Origin of the sequence: Ensifer sp. MJa1, assembly GCF_037026475.1 — a bacterium.
Taxonomy (GTDB): Bacteria; Pseudomonadota; Alphaproteobacteria; order Rhizobiales; family Rhizobiaceae; genus Ensifer.
The window spans coordinates 18789-36084 of sequence record NZ_JAKUMO010000001.1 but is presented as its reverse complement, the minus strand read 5'-3'; the positions used below and the strand labels follow the sequence as shown (position 1 = coordinate 36084).

At 64.5% G+C, this 17296-nt stretch carries 12 protein-coding genes; 8 read left to right on the top strand and 4 right to left on the bottom strand.

Going from position 1 to position 17296, the window contains the following annotated elements; all coding sequences use genetic code 11:
- The first annotated feature begins 7 nt into the window (after positions 1 to 7).
- The 4 genes from MKZ91_RS00155 (at position 8) to MKZ91_RS00140 (ending at position 2263) form a co-directional block, all read left to right on the top strand.
- Positions 8 to 520 carry an SspB family protein gene (locus MKZ91_RS00155; RefSeq protein ID WP_336166786.1) on the top strand — a complete coding sequence of 171 codons (513 nt, stop codon included), beginning with the start codon at positions 8 to 10 and terminating at the stop codon, positions 518 to 520.
- 130 nt (positions 521 to 650) lie between these two features.
- Positions 651 to 863 (top strand): DUF4169 family protein, encoded by a 213-nt coding sequence (locus MKZ91_RS00150; protein ID WP_336166784.1) that lies wholly within the window; start codon positions 651 to 653, stop codon positions 861 to 863.
- 157 nt (positions 864 to 1020) lie between these two features.
- A complete protein-coding gene (locus tag MKZ91_RS00145) occupies positions 1021 to 1260 on the top strand; it encodes a ribbon-helix-helix domain-containing protein (RefSeq protein WP_336166783.1) in 240 nt (79 codons plus the stop codon).
- Positions 1261 to 1474: 214 nt separating this feature from the next.
- Entirely contained in the window at positions 1475 to 2263 is a 789-nt protein-coding gene (locus tag MKZ91_RS00140) for a hypothetical protein (RefSeq protein ID WP_442892163.1), read from the top strand.
- Positions 2264 to 2383: 120 nt separating this feature from the next.
- On the opposite strand, the gene MKZ91_RS00135 is transcribed toward MKZ91_RS00140, so the two are convergent.
- Both MKZ91_RS00135 and MKZ91_RS00130 read right to left on the bottom strand, forming a co-directional pair.
- Positions 2384 to 6109 (bottom strand): AsmA family protein, encoded by a 3726-nt coding sequence (locus tag MKZ91_RS00135; protein WP_442892181.1) that lies wholly within the window; start codon positions 6107 to 6109, stop codon positions 2384 to 2386.
- 272 nt (positions 6110 to 6381) lie between these two features.
- Positions 6382 to 7788, bottom strand: a complete 1407-nt coding sequence (locus tag MKZ91_RS00130) for an FAD-binding oxidoreductase (RefSeq protein WP_336166780.1) — start codon at positions 7786 to 7788, stop codon at positions 6382 to 6384.
- A gap of 327 nt (positions 7789 to 8115) precedes the next feature.
- Between MKZ91_RS00130 and MKZ91_RS00125 the strand changes: the two genes are divergently transcribed.
- Entirely contained in the window at positions 8116 to 8550 is a 435-nt protein-coding gene (locus MKZ91_RS00125) for a DUF1772 domain-containing protein (protein WP_336166778.1), read from the top strand.
- A gap of 25 nt (positions 8551 to 8575) precedes the next feature.
- Here MKZ91_RS00125 and MKZ91_RS00120 read toward each other — a convergent pair whose 3' ends face one another.
- Together MKZ91_RS00120 and MKZ91_RS00115 are read right to left on the bottom strand one after the other, a co-directional pair.
- Positions 8576 to 11740 carry an efflux RND transporter permease subunit gene (locus MKZ91_RS00120; RefSeq protein ID WP_442892162.1) on the bottom strand — a complete coding sequence of 1055 codons (3165 nt, stop codon included), beginning with the start codon at positions 11738 to 11740 and terminating at the stop codon, positions 8576 to 8578.
- The gene (locus MKZ91_RS00115; protein ID WP_336166777.1) at positions 11737 to 12921 is read right to left on the bottom strand and encodes an efflux RND transporter periplasmic adaptor subunit; all 1185 of its coding nucleotides are present in this window, start codon (positions 12919 to 12921) and stop codon (positions 11737 to 11739) included. Before MKZ91_RS00115 ends, MKZ91_RS00120 begins: the two co-directional genes overlap by 4 nt.
- A 316-nt stretch (positions 12922 to 13237) precedes the next feature.
- Here MKZ91_RS00115 and MKZ91_RS00110 point away from each other — a divergent pair, with 316 nt between their 5' ends.
- The 3 genes from MKZ91_RS00110 (at position 13238) to MKZ91_RS00100 (ending at position 17293) form a co-directional block, all read left to right on the top strand.
- A complete protein-coding gene (locus MKZ91_RS00110) occupies positions 13238 to 14059 on the top strand; it encodes a cyclase family protein (protein ID WP_336166776.1) in 822 nt (273 codons plus the stop codon).
- A gap of 56 nt (positions 14060 to 14115) precedes the next feature.
- Positions 14116 to 14523 (top strand): carboxymuconolactone decarboxylase family protein, encoded by a 408-nt coding sequence (locus MKZ91_RS00105; protein WP_336166774.1) that lies wholly within the window; start codon positions 14116 to 14118, stop codon positions 14521 to 14523.
- 187 nt (positions 14524 to 14710) lie between these two features.
- Positions 14711 to 17293: an ATP-dependent helicase gene (locus MKZ91_RS00100; RefSeq protein WP_336167732.1), complete on the top strand. Its 2583-nt coding sequence runs from the start codon at positions 14711 to 14713 to the stop codon at positions 17291 to 17293.
- Positions 17294 to 17296: the final 3 nt, after the last annotated feature.

The following is a 17296-nucleotide window of genomic DNA, read 5'->3' as shown; positions in this document are numbered from 1 at the left end:
GACGCTCATGGGCCAGGACCACATCCGCTACGACATTCTGGCACAGGACGCACTTCGCAGCGTCATCCGCAAGGTCTTGACGGAGGTCGCAACGACGGGACACCTGCCGGGCGAGCACCACTTCTTCATCACCTTCCTGACCGGCGCGCCGGGCGTGCGCATCTCGCAGCACCTCAAGGCAAAATACCCGGAGCAGATGACCATCGTCGTCCAGCACCAGTTCTGGGAACTGAAGGTTTCCGAGACCGGCTTTGAGATCGGCCTCTCCTTCTCCGATACGCCAGAGCGCCTGGTGATCCCGTTCAACGCCATCCGCGGCTTCTATGATCCTTCGGTCAATTTCGAACTGGAGTTCGACGTGTCGGCCGGCGAGGAGGAAGAACTCGAATCGGCCGAGATCACCGCCTATCCCGTTCCGGAAGAAAACGGCGAGGCTGCCGCCAAGGAAGACAAGCCCGCCGAGCCGAAGAACGGCGGCGGCTCTGTCGTCTCGCTCGATTCCTTCCGCAAGAAGAATTGATCGAACCACTGGCTGCCGGTGTGCTTTGGTCCTAGCCGATCAGGGGACAACGGCATGCAGCCACCCCAAAGTGCTACGGCGACCATTTTAGCGTTCACAAGGGCGCGCGGCGCCGAAGGAGCCTCGGATCATGACCGGCGACGTCGTCAACCTGCGCCAGTTCCGCAAACGCCGTGAGCGCGTGGAAAAGGAAAAGCAGGCCGAGCAGAACCGCATTTCCTTCGGCCGAACCAAGGCCGAAAAATCCCTGACGAAGGCGTTGAACGACAAGGCGGACCGTAGCCTCGACCAGGGGCGATTGGAACGGTCCGCCAAGGATGAGGGCGACGGCGGCACAGAGTGAGCCGCCCTCCCCAACCGGAAAAAGCGATTCCGCGGCAAGGGTTTGCGACAGGATCCCGAATCGACTTGCCAAGCGCTTGAATCAATCTGCGAGCGGATGAGGAATGAGTGTGCGGTTTTCCGCCCGCATCCGCTCTCACTTGTGAGAAACGATCGCGATGATCCGCAAGCACTCCGCCACCCTGCACGGGCACAGAACGAGCTTCTCGCTCGAGGATGCCTTCTGGCAGGAACTGAAGGCCATCGCCACGGCACGGTCGATGCCGCTTGCCCAGCTCATCGCCGAGATCGACGACCAGCGCACGCCCGACAGCAATCTCTCCTCGGCGCTCAGGGTCTACGTGCTCGAATGGCTGAAGTCGGGATCTGCGCCACAGGCATCGACCGATGAAGGCTGACGGACGGGCCCCCGGCCCGCTGGCCGGCTCACTACAAGAAATCGCCTAGCGTGCGCTGCGCCACTGTGTGGCTCCTGCAACAGCCGTTCCGGTTCTGCTCGCCGCGTTGCCTGCGCGCTGTCGAAAACGATTGTTTTCGGAACAACTTATATAAAGATGCGCGTATCGAGGGTGGCAAACCTGAGTCGCCACCACTCACTGCGGGAGGCGTATCATGAGTATCTCGACGCGTATCGGTTTTGCGGCCTGCTTGAGCCTGGTGTCCTGCCTTTCGGCCAATGCGGCCGATATCACTCCGTTGATGGCGCCGGCAGCGCCGGTTGAAGAAACCGAAAGCGGCTGGCAATTCGCCGTAGCCCCCTATTTCTGGATGGCAGGGCTTTCCGGCGATACCAAGCAGTTCGGCCTGCCGACCGTGCATATCGACTCCGACTTCAGCGACATCTGGGACAATCTCGATTTTGCCGCCATGGCGATCGCCGAAGCGCGCAAGGACAAGTTCAGCTTCTATACCGACCTCATCTACACCAAGCTTTCCGGCGACGGCAAAGCGCGCGGTATCTTCACCGACAGTGTCGAAGTGGAATCGGAAACCTTCGCCGGCCTATTGGCCGCCGGCTACACCGTGCTCGAAGACCAGAACTCCTATCTCGACATTGTCGGCGGCGTGAAGATCTGGTCGGTCGACACCACCATTTCCTTTCATGGCGGCCCGCTTGACGGCGTCAGCCGCGACGACGGCAAGACCTGGGTCGACGGCATGGTCGGCTTGCGCGGCGCCTACTACCTGACGCCGGAAATCTATCTGACGGCCTGGGGCCTCGTCGGTGCCGGTGGCGCCGATATCGACTGGGACACCGCATTGGGCATCGGCTATCGTTTCAACGACACGGTTTCAGCAGTGCTTGGCTATCGCGCGCTCGGCGTCAACTACGACAACGACGGCTTCATTTTCGACGCCGTCCAGCAGGGCCCGATCCTCGGCGTTTCCATCCGCTTCTGAGCACAGACGGCACGCTCCTGCGACTTCCTTGAACGATGGAACCCGGCCCGGCAGGCCGGGTTTTTCATGAGCCGGGGGTACGGTCTTGGTCGTTGCCGGCAACCGGCGCGCGTGGACGGGCTACTGCACCGTGACGTCGGGCAATACGTCGAAGTCGAGCTTTTGACCGGGTGCGCCACCGGTGCTGCCGCCCTCGACGCCATCGACCCCCGTCTGTGGTGATGTCGGTTGCTGTTCCTGGCCGGCGCCGCGCACGCGTGCCTGGCCTTCCAGCGCCCGCCGATCCGCCTCGGCCTTACGCTCCGCTTCAGCCTTGCGCTCGGCTTCCGCACGCGCATCGGCCTCGGCCTTCAGCCGAGCGGCTTCGGCGGCGGCTGCCGCACGCTTGCGTTCTTCGGCAACCGTGCGGCGCTTCTCCAGTTCCCGCGCCTCGGCCTTTGCCCTGTAGAGCGCCACCTCACGGCGAAGCCGCTGCTTCTCCAGGACATTGGCCTGCAGGATCTCGACCCGCCGCCGCTCACGCTCGAAGGCGCGCAGCGACAGGAAATTGGCAAGATCGGCAACGTCGAGGCTGACGCCGGGCGCCTCAAGCAGGCCGGCATAGCCGATATGCACCCGCGGCTCGGCGCCGGCGATCGCTTCTTCCCCCGGCCGGAAGGTGAGGTCGATGCCGGCATCGATACGGCCGGCAGAAAGATCGAGCGAGGCTCCACCGCTGAAGACCGCATTGCCATCGCCGGCCGTGACGTTCTGGGCGCGCAGCACGCCGCCCGCGATGCTGAAGGGTACCTTCACCACGCCAATGACCGATTGGCCGGCAAACACCGCCGCATCCGCGGCATCGCGGATCGTATCCGGCGAGATCTGCGTCTTCATCGTATCGGCTGCCGTCAGGAGTTGCGGCAGTGCCGCGCTATTGACGCCGTTCAGCGTCACGCCGTTGAAGGTCGCCGTGCCCGAGCCGCTTGCCGACTGCGCCATCGCCTCAGGCGTGGCGCCCGATGCCTCGAGCGCAACCGAGAGATCAAAAGTGCCGGTGGCGACCGCTGCGCCAGCATGCGTCCAGCCGGCCTGGGTCATGTCGCCGCCCTTGAGGTCCAGCCGCGAGCGCAGGAAGCCCGAGCCGTTGGCGTTGCCGATCTGCACCCGTCCGTTCAGCTTGCCGCCCAGCCAGTCGCCGGTCGCATCGGAAAGCGACAGCTCGTCGCCCTTCCACTCCAGCTTTCCGGCGAAGCCCGAGATCGCGCCGTAGAGGCCGGGCCAGAACTTGCCGGCCTGGATATCGAGCACCACGTTGAGGCCGGTCCAGGCCGGTTGCGCCAGTGCGGCCTTCGAAAATGAACCATCCGTCGCGTTCTCGACCGGCCCGAGGATCGCTTCGCCGAGCCAGGCGAGGTCCAGCGTGTCGAGGGTGAGCTGGCCGGTGGCAGCGCCCGGCGTCTTGCGGTCGATCGTCAGCGCACCGGTGAAAGCGTTGCGGTCCGCCTTGCCTTCGACCGCCGTCAACGCCACCGCCTCCGGCGTCGTGGCAATGTCGGCCGAAAGCGTCAGCGGCAGGCCACTGCCCATCTGCGGCGGCGCCACGCCCTGCAACAGCAGATAGGGCTCCAGATCCTGCGTCTGCAGCGTTACCTTGGCCTGTCCTTCAAGGAAGTGGTCGCGGGAAAGGTCGACGCTGCCCTTGGCGGCAAGCGACGTCTTTTCGGTGGTGAAGGTCACCGTGCCGTTGGCCTTCGGCCCGTCGGTGCTTTGCAACTTGATCGACAGGATACCGTTGGCATCCGCATCGAAAGGCAGCGGATCGAAACCGGCCTGGCCGAACAGCAGGCGCGTCTCCGGGTTCTCGAGCGTCGCCTCCAGCAGCATTGCCTTGCCGGTCAGCGCCTGGGCAATGTCCGGCGCCTGGTAGCTGGCGGCGATCTTGGTGCCGTTGGCGGTACCGAAGATGCCGAAGGTCGCCGGCGCATTGCCCTCCTTGTTGCCGGCCGTCAGCGTCACGTCGAAGGCGGCGTCGCTATAATAGGGACCGGCCCGCATCAGTTGCCGAAGTGCCGGGTGATCGACGGCGTGACGGCCGATCATGTCCAGGAACGGCGTGAGGTTCTTGGCGGCCAGTTTCATCTTGGCCGAGACGACGGGCTTTTCCAGATCGCCGCTGGCCCGGCCGGAAAAGGCGAGTTGCGCGCCGGCGAGCGAGCCGATCGCCACGCGCTCGGCCTGGAGCTGGCCGTTCTTCAGCGTCAGCACCGCCTGCACGTCCTCGGCCTCTTCGCCGAAGGCCGAAAACTCGTCGGCCGAAAGATCTGCGGCAATCGCGTGCTGCAGCAAGGTTGCGGTGGACGCATCGCCGGCCACCAGCCCCGTCAGAGCCTGCAGCGCCTCGTAGTCGATGCGGTTGCCCTTGAGCTGCAGGGTGATGTTGGGCTGCTGTTCGGCAAAGGACTGCCGCTCGAGCCTGCCCTTGAGGCTCGCGTCGCCGACGGCAAGCTCGAGGTCCTCGAACTGCTGCAACGTCTCGGTCAGGTTCACTTTGGCCGAAAAGCCTGCCGTCTTCAGCTTGCGGATCGCCGGATCGACCGAGCCTGCCAGCCAGTTTGCAAGACCCGAGGGCTGGTTGGAGGCAAGCAGCAGATCGCCGCGGAAGATCCTTTGTCCCTTCAGGTTCAGCCGGCCCGTGGCCTCGAGCTGGGTCCGTCCCGGCAGCAGTGCCACGACATTGTCGATCACCCAGCCGGCGCCGTCGGGTTGCACGTCGATGCGCACGTCGCGCACCGTCGTATCGCCAACGACGATTGCCGGCAGTTTCAGGCTGGCGCGGCCGGGCACCTGCGGAATGGGAATCTCGGCGGCAATCGCCAGCATGGCCTCCAGCCGCTGACGCAGGGAGACCGCCGGGTCGCGGCCGGTCTTGACGTTGCGGTTCGGGCCGATGCGACTGACATCGATCTGCTGGCCATCGGCAATCAGCAGGAACTTCTGGTCCTTGCCGGTATCGAGCGTCGCCTCGCCGGTCACCACATAGGGATCGTCGGACGGGCCGATCTCGAAACGATAGTCCGGAACGCGGATGCTCTCGTTGGTAAGCTGGAAGTCACCGTTGATGCGCAGCGGCGCGCGTTCGCCGTCCTTGTCCTCGCTCTGCGGCCGGTTCTCCGTCAGCGTGAAGCGGCCGCTATAGACCGGCTTGAAGTCGACGATCTTCAACGCCCCGTCGGTCTCGACGCCGAAGGGCCGCTTGTCCGGCGTTACCCGCGCCTTGAGGCTGAGTGCGCCCTCTTCGTCGACCTCGTTGCTTGTGAGCGAGAAGCTGCCGCCCTCGCCGTCGAGCGCGGCGCGCCCCTCCACCTTCCAGGGGCCGGCGAGCGACCGGGCCGAAACGTCGGCGGAAAGCCCGCTCACGCGCCGGGTCCGGCCGGTCTGTTCGTCGACGAATTCGATCTGCCCGTTGCTGATCTCGACGTTTTCGAGCACGACGGTCTTGGCGGGGATCGACGCCCGGCGGCCACGCGCCCAGTCGAGCGTACCGTCAGGCAGGAGCCGGACCTTGGCCTTCGGTCGGTCGAGGCGCATATCGAAGATCAACGCTTCGCCGCTCAGGAACGGCGCAAGCTCGGCGCTCATCGAAAATTTCGCCACCTGGATCAGCGGCTCGCCGTCTTCGCTGGCGCCGACACGCACATCGTTGAGCGTCACGGTCGGAAACGGGATCAGCCGTGCATCGACGCTGCCGTGAACGACGACGGGCTTGCCCATGATGCGCCCCGCCTCGCGTTCGAACTCCTTGCGAAAGTCCGTCCAGTCAATGAACCACGGAGCGATCAGCGCCGCAAAAAGCGCAACGACCACAAGTCCACCGACGGCAAGCAGAATTCGCGAAAGCACCGTGCTTACATTCCCATCCAGTTCATCGGCCCCCAAAGGCGCCGCACATCGCTTGTGAGTGCCGCGGCCGGCGCTCACTCACAGCGCGGCGCATCCGTTCGGCTCGCGCGCTGTGATTTTCATCATAATTCATCGGGGGTCGATTCCGACATTGGAACTATGCACTACCACACTTTGGCGCCGGCGCATTGCCCCAAAAAATGCAACGCGCCCGGCGTCCCTTCTCCTGCCCGATCTCAGGAGAAAATCTTGCCGGGATTGAAAATGTTGTCCGGATCAACCCCGCGTTTGATCTGGCGCATCAGGTCGAGCGCATCGCCAAGCTCGGCCTCAAGGAACGGCATCTTGCCCTGGCCGATGCCGTGTTCGCCGGTGCAGGTTCCGTCCATGGCCAATGCCCGGGCGTTCAGCCGCTCGACGAAGGCCTCGGCGCGCGCGACGTCGGCGGGATCCTTGTCGTCGAACAGCAGGCCGACATGGAAGTTGCCGTCACCGGCATGGCCGACGATTGGCGCCGTCAATCCATGCGCGGCGCTGTCTTCCTGCGTCGCTGTCACGCAATCGGCCAGCCGCGAGATCGGCACGCAGACGTCGGTCGACAGAATGGCCGCGCCGGGGATCAGGCTCTTTTGCGCCCAGTAGGCATTGTGCCGCGCCTTCCACAGCCGCGCCCGCTCTTCCGGGTTGGTCGTCCACTGGAAACCGCTCGATCCGAACTCGGCCGCGATTTCGCCGAAGTGGCGCGACTGCAGCTCGACGGTCTCGGCACTGCCGTGGAATTCGACGAAGAGCGTCGGCGTCTCTTCGTAGGAAAGGCCGGAATAGGCGTTGCAGGCCCTGATCTGCACCGCATCGAGCAGCTCGATACGCGCAACGGGAATGCCCGACTGGATGGTGAGGATCACCGCATTGCAGGCATCGGCAATCGTCGGGAACGGGCAGACGCCGCCCGAGATCACCTCGGGAATGCCCTGAAGCCTAAGCGTGATCGAGGTGATGATGCCAAGCGTGCCTTCGGCACCGACGAAAAGCCGGGTGAGATCGTAGCCGGCAGACGACTTGCGCGCCCGGTGCGCGGTGCGGATCTCGCGGCCATCGGCCGTCACCACGGTCAGGCCAAGCACATTGTCCTTCATCGTGCCGTAGCGCACCGCATTGGTGCCCGACGCCCGGGTCGAGGCCATGCCGCCGATCGAGGCATTGGCGCCAGGATCGATCGGGAAGAACAGGCCGGTGTCGCGCAGATAGGTGTTGAGCTCTTCGCGGGTAATGCCCGGCTCCACCCGGCAGTCGAGATCCTCGGCATTGACCTCGAGCACCCTGTTCATGCGGGAAAGATCGACCGAGATGCCGCCATGGGGCGCGTTGACATGGCCTTCGAGCGACGAGCCGGTGCCGAACGGGATCAGCGGCACCTTGTTGCGCGCCGCGATCTGAACGATCTCGCGCACATCATCGGAGCTTTCGGCAAACACCACGCCGTCGGGCAGCTGCGCCGGAATATAGGTGGTGGTGTGGGCATGCTGGGCACGGATCGCCTCGCCGGTCTGGAACCGGTCACCAAAGCGGGCGGAAAGCTCCGCCTTCGCGGCCGTTATGCCTGCCTCGTTTCTCGCGCCAGTCCTGATTGCCTTCAACGCCACGGCAAACGCCCTTCCTCTCGCATCTGCGCTCCCACAGGGCAAGCGCCCGGGAAGCACAGTCATTTCAAGGCGCTACTGTGCAAATCGGAATCACTTTGTCCAGACGCTCGCGCACTTCTTCAGAAAAAGGTAGCGCAGGAAAACGCCTGACGTGAGACCGGAGTGTCACAAGAGCGCGCTTCATGCCGTTTCGACCGGTGGCGTGACGCCCTACGGGCCGGTTCCCCGCCATTTGCCGATGCCACGTATGAGGGCGCGGCGGCAGAATGCACCTGCCGCTTTTCCGGAGTTGGATTATCATGGCGGCATGAAAGGAAGGAGTGGCGAATGTTAGGCCTTCTCGCTTTGCTCACCGCGTCGGTCTTTTTCGGCGCCGCGATCTACATCACCTGGGCCGAACAGCCGGCAAGGCTTCACCTCGATCATCGCGCCGCACTTCTACAGTGGGTTCCGTCCTACCGCCGCGGCTTCGAGATGCAGGCGACGCTGGCGGTGGTCTCGGGGCTGCTCGGCGATGCCGCCTGGGGTGAGACCGGGCACGTGCTCTGGGGCCTGGGCGCGGCCATCATCATCATGAACTGGCCCTACACGCTGCTTTTCATCATGCCGGTCAACCGCCAGTTGGAGGCAACGCGACCGGACGACGCCGGCGACGAAAGCCGCGAACTGCTGAGGCTCTGGGGCAGGCTTCACGCCGGGCGCAGCGCGCTCGGCGGGCTGGCGGCAGCGATCTTTCTCGTTGCCGCCTGGCTTGAACTGTAGCGGACCGCTGACGGTCTGCGCGGGATCAGCGCACCTCCAGTGCCGCCTCGGCCGCTTCCATTTCCTCGTGCAGCTTGCGCTCCTCGTCGGCATGCGGCTTCGTAAAGCGGGCAATGACGAGATAGGCGACCGGCGTCAGGTAGAGCGTGACGATCACCGCCAGCCCCAGGCCGCCGACGAGCACCCAGCCGAGCGCGATGCGCGCTTCGGCACCGGCACCGCTTGCCAGCACCAGCGGCACCGCGCCGACGATGGTGGCGATCATCGTCATCATCACCGGCCTCAGCCGGATGTTCGCAGCGTTCTCGATTGCCGTGCGCACGTCCTGGCCACGATCGCGCAGCTGGTTGGCGAATTCGACGATCAGGATGCCGTTCTTGGCCATGATGCCGACGAGCATCACGAGCCCGATCTGGCTGTAGATGTTGAGCGTGTTGCCGGTCATGATCATCGCAAACACCGCGCAGGCAAGCCCCAGCGGCACCGTCGACATGATGATGAGGCCGCTGACGAAGCTTTCGAACTGGGCGGCCAGCACCAGGAAGATGATCACAAGCGCAAAGCCGAAGGTCACGAACAGGCCATTGGCGTTTTCGTTGAGCGTCGCGGCTTCGGCGAGCGGCATGATGCGCGATCCCGGCGGCAAGAGCGGCTCGGCCATCTGCTCGACCATCGTCAGCGCCTCGCCAAGAGCCAGGTCGGACTTGAGGCCGGCCGAAAGCGACACGGCGCGAAGCTGCGATTCCCGCGAAAGCTGCGGCGCCACGGCCCGCTCCTCGACGCTCGCGATCGTCGACATCGGCACCATCTTGCCATCGCCGGCCTTGAGGAAGATGTTCTGCAGGTCGGTCGGGTCGTTGACCGGGTTGGTCGAGGACAGGAGCTTCACCGGGTAGGACTCGCCGTCAACATAGACGTCGACGACGCTGTTGCCGTCGAGCATCGCCTGCAGCGCCCAGGCAAGGCCGCCGATATCGACGCCCATGTCGGAGGCGCGCTCGCGGTCGATGGTGATCGAAAGCTGCGCCTGGTTGGCCTCGTAGTTGAGGCGGACGTTCTCGAATCGGCCGCTATCCTCCATCTGGCGCACCAGCTTGGCGGCTGCATCGCCGAGCTTGTTGTAGTCGTTGCCGACCAGCGCCACCTGCAGGCCGCTGCCGGCGCCGCGAATACCCAAGCTGTTCGGCTGGATCGCAAAGACACGCACCGACGGGATGCGCTGCGTCACCCTGTTGATGTCGGCAACGATCTCCTGCTGGCTGCGCTCGCGCTTGTCCCAGGGCGCCAAGGTCAGCACCATGAAGCCGCTATTGGCCGAGCCGCCCTGCCCCGAGATCGAGAAGATATTGTCGATCTCGCCGGATTTGACGAAGGGCTGCAGGCCGTCCTCGATGCGACGCATCTGCGCCTGGGCATAGTCGAGCGACACACCCTGCGGCGCGTTGATGCGCATCATCACAGCCGAGCGGTCCTCGCTCGGCGTCAGCTCCGATTTCAGCGTCAGGAAGCCGGCAGCCCCCATGGCGGTGAAGAAGCCGGCAACGACGAAGACGATCAGTGGCGAATTCAGGCAGGCGCGTAGCGTCACCCGATAGAAGCCGGCCGCCCGCGCCCCCAGCCGCGCCATCGGCCCCGGCACGGAATGCGTCTCTTTTGTCAACATGCGCGAGGCAAGCATCGGGCAGAGCGTCAGCGACACGAAGGACGAAAGCAGGATCGAGAAGGCGAGCACGAAACCGAACTCGCGGAAGAGGCCGCCCGTCTGCCCCGGCAGGAACGACAGCGGCACGAACACGGCGGCAAGCGTGGCCGTTGTCGCCAGCACCGCGAAGAACACTTCGAGCGTGCCGTGCACGGCTGCCGCCCGCGGGCCGAGACCTTCGGCCCGCCTTCGCACGATGTTTTCGAGCACCACGATGGCGTCGTCGACCACGAGGCCTGTCGCAAGCACGATGGCAAGCAGCGTCAGGATATTGATCGAGAAGCCGGCAAGATAGATCGCCGCCACCGTACCGATCAGCGCGATCGGCATGGTGATCGTCGGGATCAGCGTCGCCCGCCAGTCGAGCAGGAACATGTAGATGACCAGCGTCACGATGAAGACCGCGACGATCAGCGCGATCTCCACCTCGTGGATCGCACCGTTGATGAAGACGGCATCGTCGCTGGTGATCCTAAGCTGCGTGCCTTCAGGCAGGATCTGCGTCTGGATCGTGTCGACGACCTTGCGCACGCCTTCGGAAATATCGACCGTGTTGGATTGTGCCTGGCGGATGATGCCAAGGCCGATGCCCTGGCGACCGTTGGAGCGCAGCGCCGTCGTGCCAGTATCCGGCCCGAGCGTCACCGTGCCGATATCGCGCAGCCGCACATTGTTGACGAGGATCAGGTTCTCGAACTGCTCCGGTGTCTGCAGGTCGGCGGTGGCGCGCACGGAAATGTCCTGGCTGGCGCTGGTGAGCGAGCCGGCGGGAACGTCATAGGAGGCGTTGGCAAGGGCGGTGCGCAGATTGGCGACCGTCACCCCGCGCCCGGCGAGCTTCGCCTGGTCGAGATCGATGCGGAAGATCTTCTCCTGGTCGCCATAGACGGCAACGTCGGCAACCCCTTCGACGGCGGCCAGCCGGTCGCTGATCTCGTTTTCGACGAGCAGCGTCATGTCTTCCATCGACATGGTGTCGGAGGTGAGCGCCAGCCGCATGATCGGCTGGCTGTCGGCATCGGCCTTGACGATGCTCGGCTCGTCGACATTGTCGGGCAACTGGTTGCGCACCCGGCCAAGCGCATCGCGGATGTCGTTGGAAGCCTGGCCGATATCGGTGGTGTCGGAGAACTGCAGCGTCACGCGGCTGCGGCCGAAGGAGGAGGTCGACGAGATGTCGCGGATGCCCTGGACGCGCGAAACGGCCCCTTCGACCACCGAGGTCACCTCGCGGTCCATCGTCTCGGGCGCTGCACCATCGAGCGTGGTGGTGACCGAAATGACGGGCTGGTCGACCTGCGGCAGCTCGCGGATCTCGATGCCGTTCCAGGCGGCAAGGCCGGCAACGACGATCAGTGTGTTGACGACGAGCGCGAAGATCGGGCGGCGAATGAAGAGTGCGGTAAATCCGGTCTTGCCGCGCTCACGGGCGGACGCCTTCTCGCCGCCGCTGCCGTGGCCGCTACCGTGGCTGTCGCCGCCGCTCACTTGGTTTCCTCCGCAACCTTCTGCGTCGCTTCCTGATTGCGCTCGCGCCCGGCGATGCGCACCTCGCCGCCGTCGCGCAGCCGCTGAACGCCTTCGGTGACGACTTCGTCGCCTTCGGAAAGTGCTGCATCGACCAGCACCTTGTCGGGATTGCGCTGGATGATCTTGACCGGCACCTTCTCGCTTCTGTCGCCGGAAACGCGCCAGATATAGGAGCCTTCCGAGCTCCACTGGATCGCCAGCGGATCGACGGTCGGATAGGTGTCGCCGTCAAACGCCATGGTGACAGAGAAGGACATGCCGGCCCTGAGCGTATCCTCGGGGTTTTCGAGCCGTGCACGCACGCGCAGCGTCCGGCTTGCCTGGTCGAGACGGTTGTCGATCGCGTGGATTACGCCTTCGAGCTGGTTGCCCGGCTGGGCAATGGCAAAGGCGGTGACCGGCTGGCCGACGGTGATCTTGTTGGCGAAGCGCTCCGGCACCCAGAAATCGACGAGGATTTCCGAGCGGTCGTCGACAACGGCGATCGGCGTCGTGGTGGTGACATAGTCGCCGACATTGACGGTGATGATGCCGACGATGCCCTTGGAGGGTGCCACGATATCGCGGCGCTTGAGGTCGAGCTCGGCGGTCTTCAAGGCGAGCTCCGCCGTCTGCATCGCGATCTCCGCATCCCGCACCTCGACGGCCGTCACCGCCCGCGCGGTGCTCAAGTTGCGGTAGCGCTCGACCTTTTCGCGGGCGCTGTCGCGCGTCAGCCGCGCCTGGTCGGCGGCAATTTTCTGGTCGTCGCTGTCGAGCCGGGCAATCACCTGCCCCTCAGCCACCCGGTCGCCCGAGCGAACCAGGATCTCGGTGAGGTTGCCGGTCGCCGTCGGCGTGACGCTGACGGAATGAATCGCCTCGCCATTGCCAATCGCGTTCAGCCGGTCATTGACGACCGATGTGCCTGATGGACGCACCATGACGAGAATGGCGTTGTTGCCACCCTGGCCGCGGCCATTGCCGCGCTCGCCGCCCTGCCCACCGCCTGAAGTCGGCTTGGACAAGGCATCGATCAGCGGGTGCGAAACGCCGATGGCGGCAAGCGTTTCACCGGCGCCGGGCACGAACCGCACCCAGACGGTTGCGCCCACGAGAAGCACAGCGGCGCTCACCGCAAGCTGTTTCCAAACCCGCATTCAAGTCTCCGAATAAGCATAAAACACGCCCCAGCGCGGCGCGGCCGGCGGTTCGTTCCGATTGCGCGGAGTATCCCTGTTCGCACCCGCCGGGGCAATGACCGAATGCCATCATTACGCAATTGTAATAAAAGCGATTTTGGTGGCGGCATGATGACGTGTTTCTACAGACTTCGGGCAGTGCGCACTTCCCATAGCATTTCACTAGACAATCACCGTTTACAGCCGCGAGGACTGCGCTATCTTGCAACCACCGGCTACAACGTCCGGCCGGTTTCGGCCTGGTTTTCAGGCGCCTTGCGGAGGAGAAAACGCGATGTGCGACGCCTGTGTGATGGAAACGGTCAAGGCGCGCATGCTGTCGCGCCGCGGCTTCTTCAAAGCCGCCGCGGTCGGGACCGCTGGTCTTGCCGTGACAAGCGTCGGTGCAGCGCCGCAGGCCCTCGCCCAAGGGCATTCGAGCGTGACCGACCTGACGCACGAGCTGCATGAAGACTTCCCGACCTTCTTCGGCCAGCAGCAGTTCTTCCGCGAGGAGAAATTCAACTACGCCAAGGACAAGTTCAACATGTTCGAGCTCAGGGTGAACGAACACACCGGCACCCATGTCGACGCGCCGCTGCACTTTTCCGCCGACGGTCTCTCGGTCGCCGAACTGCCGGTGGAAAAACTCGTCGTTCCGCTCGTCATCGTCGATATCCGAAAGAAGGCAGCAGCCGACGCCGATGCCCAGGTGACGCCCGATGACATCAAGGCCTGGGTCGCCGCCAATGGCGAGATTCCGGAAAACGCCTGCGTCGCCATGCTCTCGGGCTGGGGCGCGCATATGGGCACGGACAAGTTCCGCAACGTCGATAGCGGCGGCAAGCTGCATTTCCCCGGCTTTCATGTGGAAGCGGCGAAATATCTGCTTCAGGAGAGCAAGGCCGCCGGCATCGCCGTCGACACGCTGTCGCTCGACTATGGCCCCTCGCCCGATTTCGCCACCCATTATGCCTGGCTGCCGGAGGGCCGCTGGGGGCTGGAAGCGGCCGCCAATCTCGACAAGCTGCCGATGAAGGGCGCAACGCTCGTGCTCGGTGCCCCGAAGCATCGTGGCGGCACCGGCGGCCCGGCCCGCGTCTTCGCGCTTGTTTGAACCATGTTCTTCAATCCGGCGGCGCAGAGCCGCCGGCAACACCCTGCAGGAACTCCATGAGCACCGTCACTTCGCCTGAGAACCCGGAATCCGATCCACGCGTGAAAGCCGTGTTCGACGACATCCGTGCCACCCGCAAGTCCGATTTCATCAACAATATGTGGCTGTGGCTCGCCTTCGACCCGGAGCTTTTGGAGCAGACCTGGCGGGACGTCAAAGCCGTGATGGCAACGCCCTCGGCGCTCGATCCGCTGGTCAAGGAGATGCTCTACATCGCCGTCTCCGTCACCAACGGCTGCGGCTACTGCGCCCATTCCCATACGGCAGCGGCAAAGGCCAAGGGCATGAGCGATGCCGAGCATGCGGATCTCATGCGGGTGATCTCGCTTGCCGCCCGCACCAACCAGCTGGCAACGGCCTTGCAGGTGCCCGTCGACCCCGTCTTCGATAAATCGGCCGGGTGAAAGCATGTCGCGCAAAAGTGTGCAGCGGTTTTGCGATAACGACATGCGACAAACGAAACAGCCCCAAGAATAAGCGGTCTCGAAATCGCCTGTCTTTCCACAGGCTTGGTGCGTCCGGCGCAGAAAACGGAATAAAAGAAGAACATCCTTTCTGGCCTTTCGCGACCGAATCACTACATTGAGCCGCATGATGAGTGGTTTCGACGACATTCCTTTCTTCGACGAGGAGCCGGCGCCGCGCAAGCAGCAGCCCGCCCCCGGAGGTGTTCCTGCTGCCGGCGGCATCGCCGCACGCGCGATGGCGGCGCGCGATCGCGCCCAGCCGCGCCCGGATTATCTCTCCGGTCTCAACCCGGAGCAGTCGGAAGCGGTCGAAACCCTCGATGGCCCGGTGCTCGTTCTTGCCGGTGCCGGCACCGGCAAGACCCGGGTGCTGACGACCCGCATCGCCCATATCCTTTCCACCGGCCGCGCCTTCCCCTCGCAGATCCTGGCGGTGACATTTACCAACAAGGCGGCGCGCGAGATGAAGGAGCGCATCGGCGTGCTCGTCGGCCATGCGGTCGAGGGCATGCCCTGGCTCGGCACCTTCCACTCGATCGGCGTCAAGCTTCTGCGCCGCCATGCCGAGCTTGTGGGCCTGCGCTCCGATTTCACCATTCTCGACACCGACGACGTGGTGAGGCTGATCAAGCAGCTCATCCAGGCCGAAGGCATCGACGACAAGCGCTGGCCGGCCAAGCAGTTCGCCGGCATGATCGACGGCTGGAAGAACAAGGGCCTCGACCCTGCCCAGATCCCCGAGGGCGACGCCCGCGCCTTTGCCAACGGCAAGGGCCGCGAACTCTACGCCGCCTACCAGAACCGGCTGTTGACGCTGAACGCCTGCGACTTCGGCGACCTGCTGCTGCATCCGATCCGCATCTTCCGCATGCATGCTGACGTGCTGAAGGACTATCACGACAAGTTCCGTTACATCCTCGTCGACGAGTACCAGGACACCAACACGGCGCAGTACATGTGGCTGCGGCTTCTGGCCCAGCGCTCCCGGCCATCAACCGCCGCCACCAATCCGGGCGCAGCCCGGCAAGGCCAAGCGGCCGCCGCGCCTGATGGCGCGCCCCCGCGGAGCGAGCCGCGCAGCGGCGACAGCGTGAGCGCAAACAAACAGCAGCAGATCAATATCTGCTGCGTAGGCGACGACGACCAGTCGATCTATGGCTGGCGCGGTGCGGAAGTGGACAACATCCTGCGCTTCGAAAAGGATTTCCCGGGCGCCAAGGTCATCAAGCTCGAGCGCAACTATCGCTCGACCGAACATATCCTGGGTGCTGCCGGCCATCTGATCGCCCACAACGAAGGCCGCCTCGGCAAGACGCTCTTTACCGACCGCACCGATCCGGATGACGAAAAGGTGCAGGTGCATGCCGCCTGGGATAGCGAAGAGGAAGCCCGCGCCGTCGGCGAGGAAATCGAGCAGCTCCAGCGCCAGAAGCACAATCTGAACGACATGGCGATCCTGGTGCGCGCCTCGTTCCAGATGCGCGAGTTCGAAGACCGCTTCGTCACGCTTGGCCTCAACTACCGCGTCATCGGCGGCCCGCGCTTCTACGAGCGCCTCGAAATCCGCGATGCCATGGCCTATTTCCGCCTCGTCTGCCAGCCGGCCGATGACTTGGCTTTCGAGCGCATCATCAACACGCCGAAGCGCGGCCTCGGCGACACCACCGTGCGCACGCTGCACGACTATGCCCGCGCCCGCGACATTCCGATGCTGGCGGCAGCCTCCGAGATCATCGAGACCGACGAGCTGAAGCCGAAGGCGCGCAAGGCGCTCTTCGACGTCGTCACCGATTTCCGCCGCTGGCAGACCCTGCTTGAAACCACCGTTCACACCGAACTTGCCGAGCAAATCCTTGAGGAAAGCGGCTACACCGACATGTGGAAGTCCGACAAGTCGGCCGAAGCCCCCGGGCGGCTCGAAAACCTCAAGGAACTCATCCGCTCGATGGAAGCCTTCGAGAGCCTGCGCGGCTTCCTCGAGCACGTCGCCCTGGTCATGGACGCCGAGCAGAACGAGAACCTCGACGCCGTCTCGATCATGACGCTGCACTCGGCCAAGGGCCTGGAGTTCGACATCGTTTTCCTGCCCGGCTGGGAGGAAGGCCTCTTCCCGCATCAGCGCGCGCTCGACGAGGGCGGCCGCTCCGGTCTCGAGGAAGAGCGCCGCCTTGCCTATGTTGGCATCACCCGCGCCAAGCACCGCTGCCACATCTGGTTCGTCTCCAACCGCCGCATCCATGGCCTCTGGCAGTCGACCATGCCGTCGCGCTTCCTCGAGGAGCTGCCGCTCGCCCATGTCGACGTCGCCGAGAACGAGCAGTCCTATGGCGGCTATGGTCGTGGCGGCTACGGCCAGTCACGCTTCGACAAGGCCGATCCGTTCCAGAACAGCTATTCGACTCCCGGCTGGAAGCGCGCCCAGCAGCACCGTTCCGACGCCACCCGCGACAACTGGGGTACCCGCTCCGGCCACGCGGTCGAGCGCATCGGCTACGGCGAAAGCGGCCCGCGCGGCCGCACCATCGACGGCGAGCTGGTGGCGAAATCGACGGCCACCGAACCCTCGCGCTTTTCCGTCGGCGACCGCGTCTTCCACATGAAGTTCGGCAACGGCAACATCGCGGCAATAGAAGGCAACAAGCTCACCATCGACTTCGACCGCGCCGGCCAGAAGCGCGTGTTGGACGGGTTTGTCGAGAAGGCGTGAGCA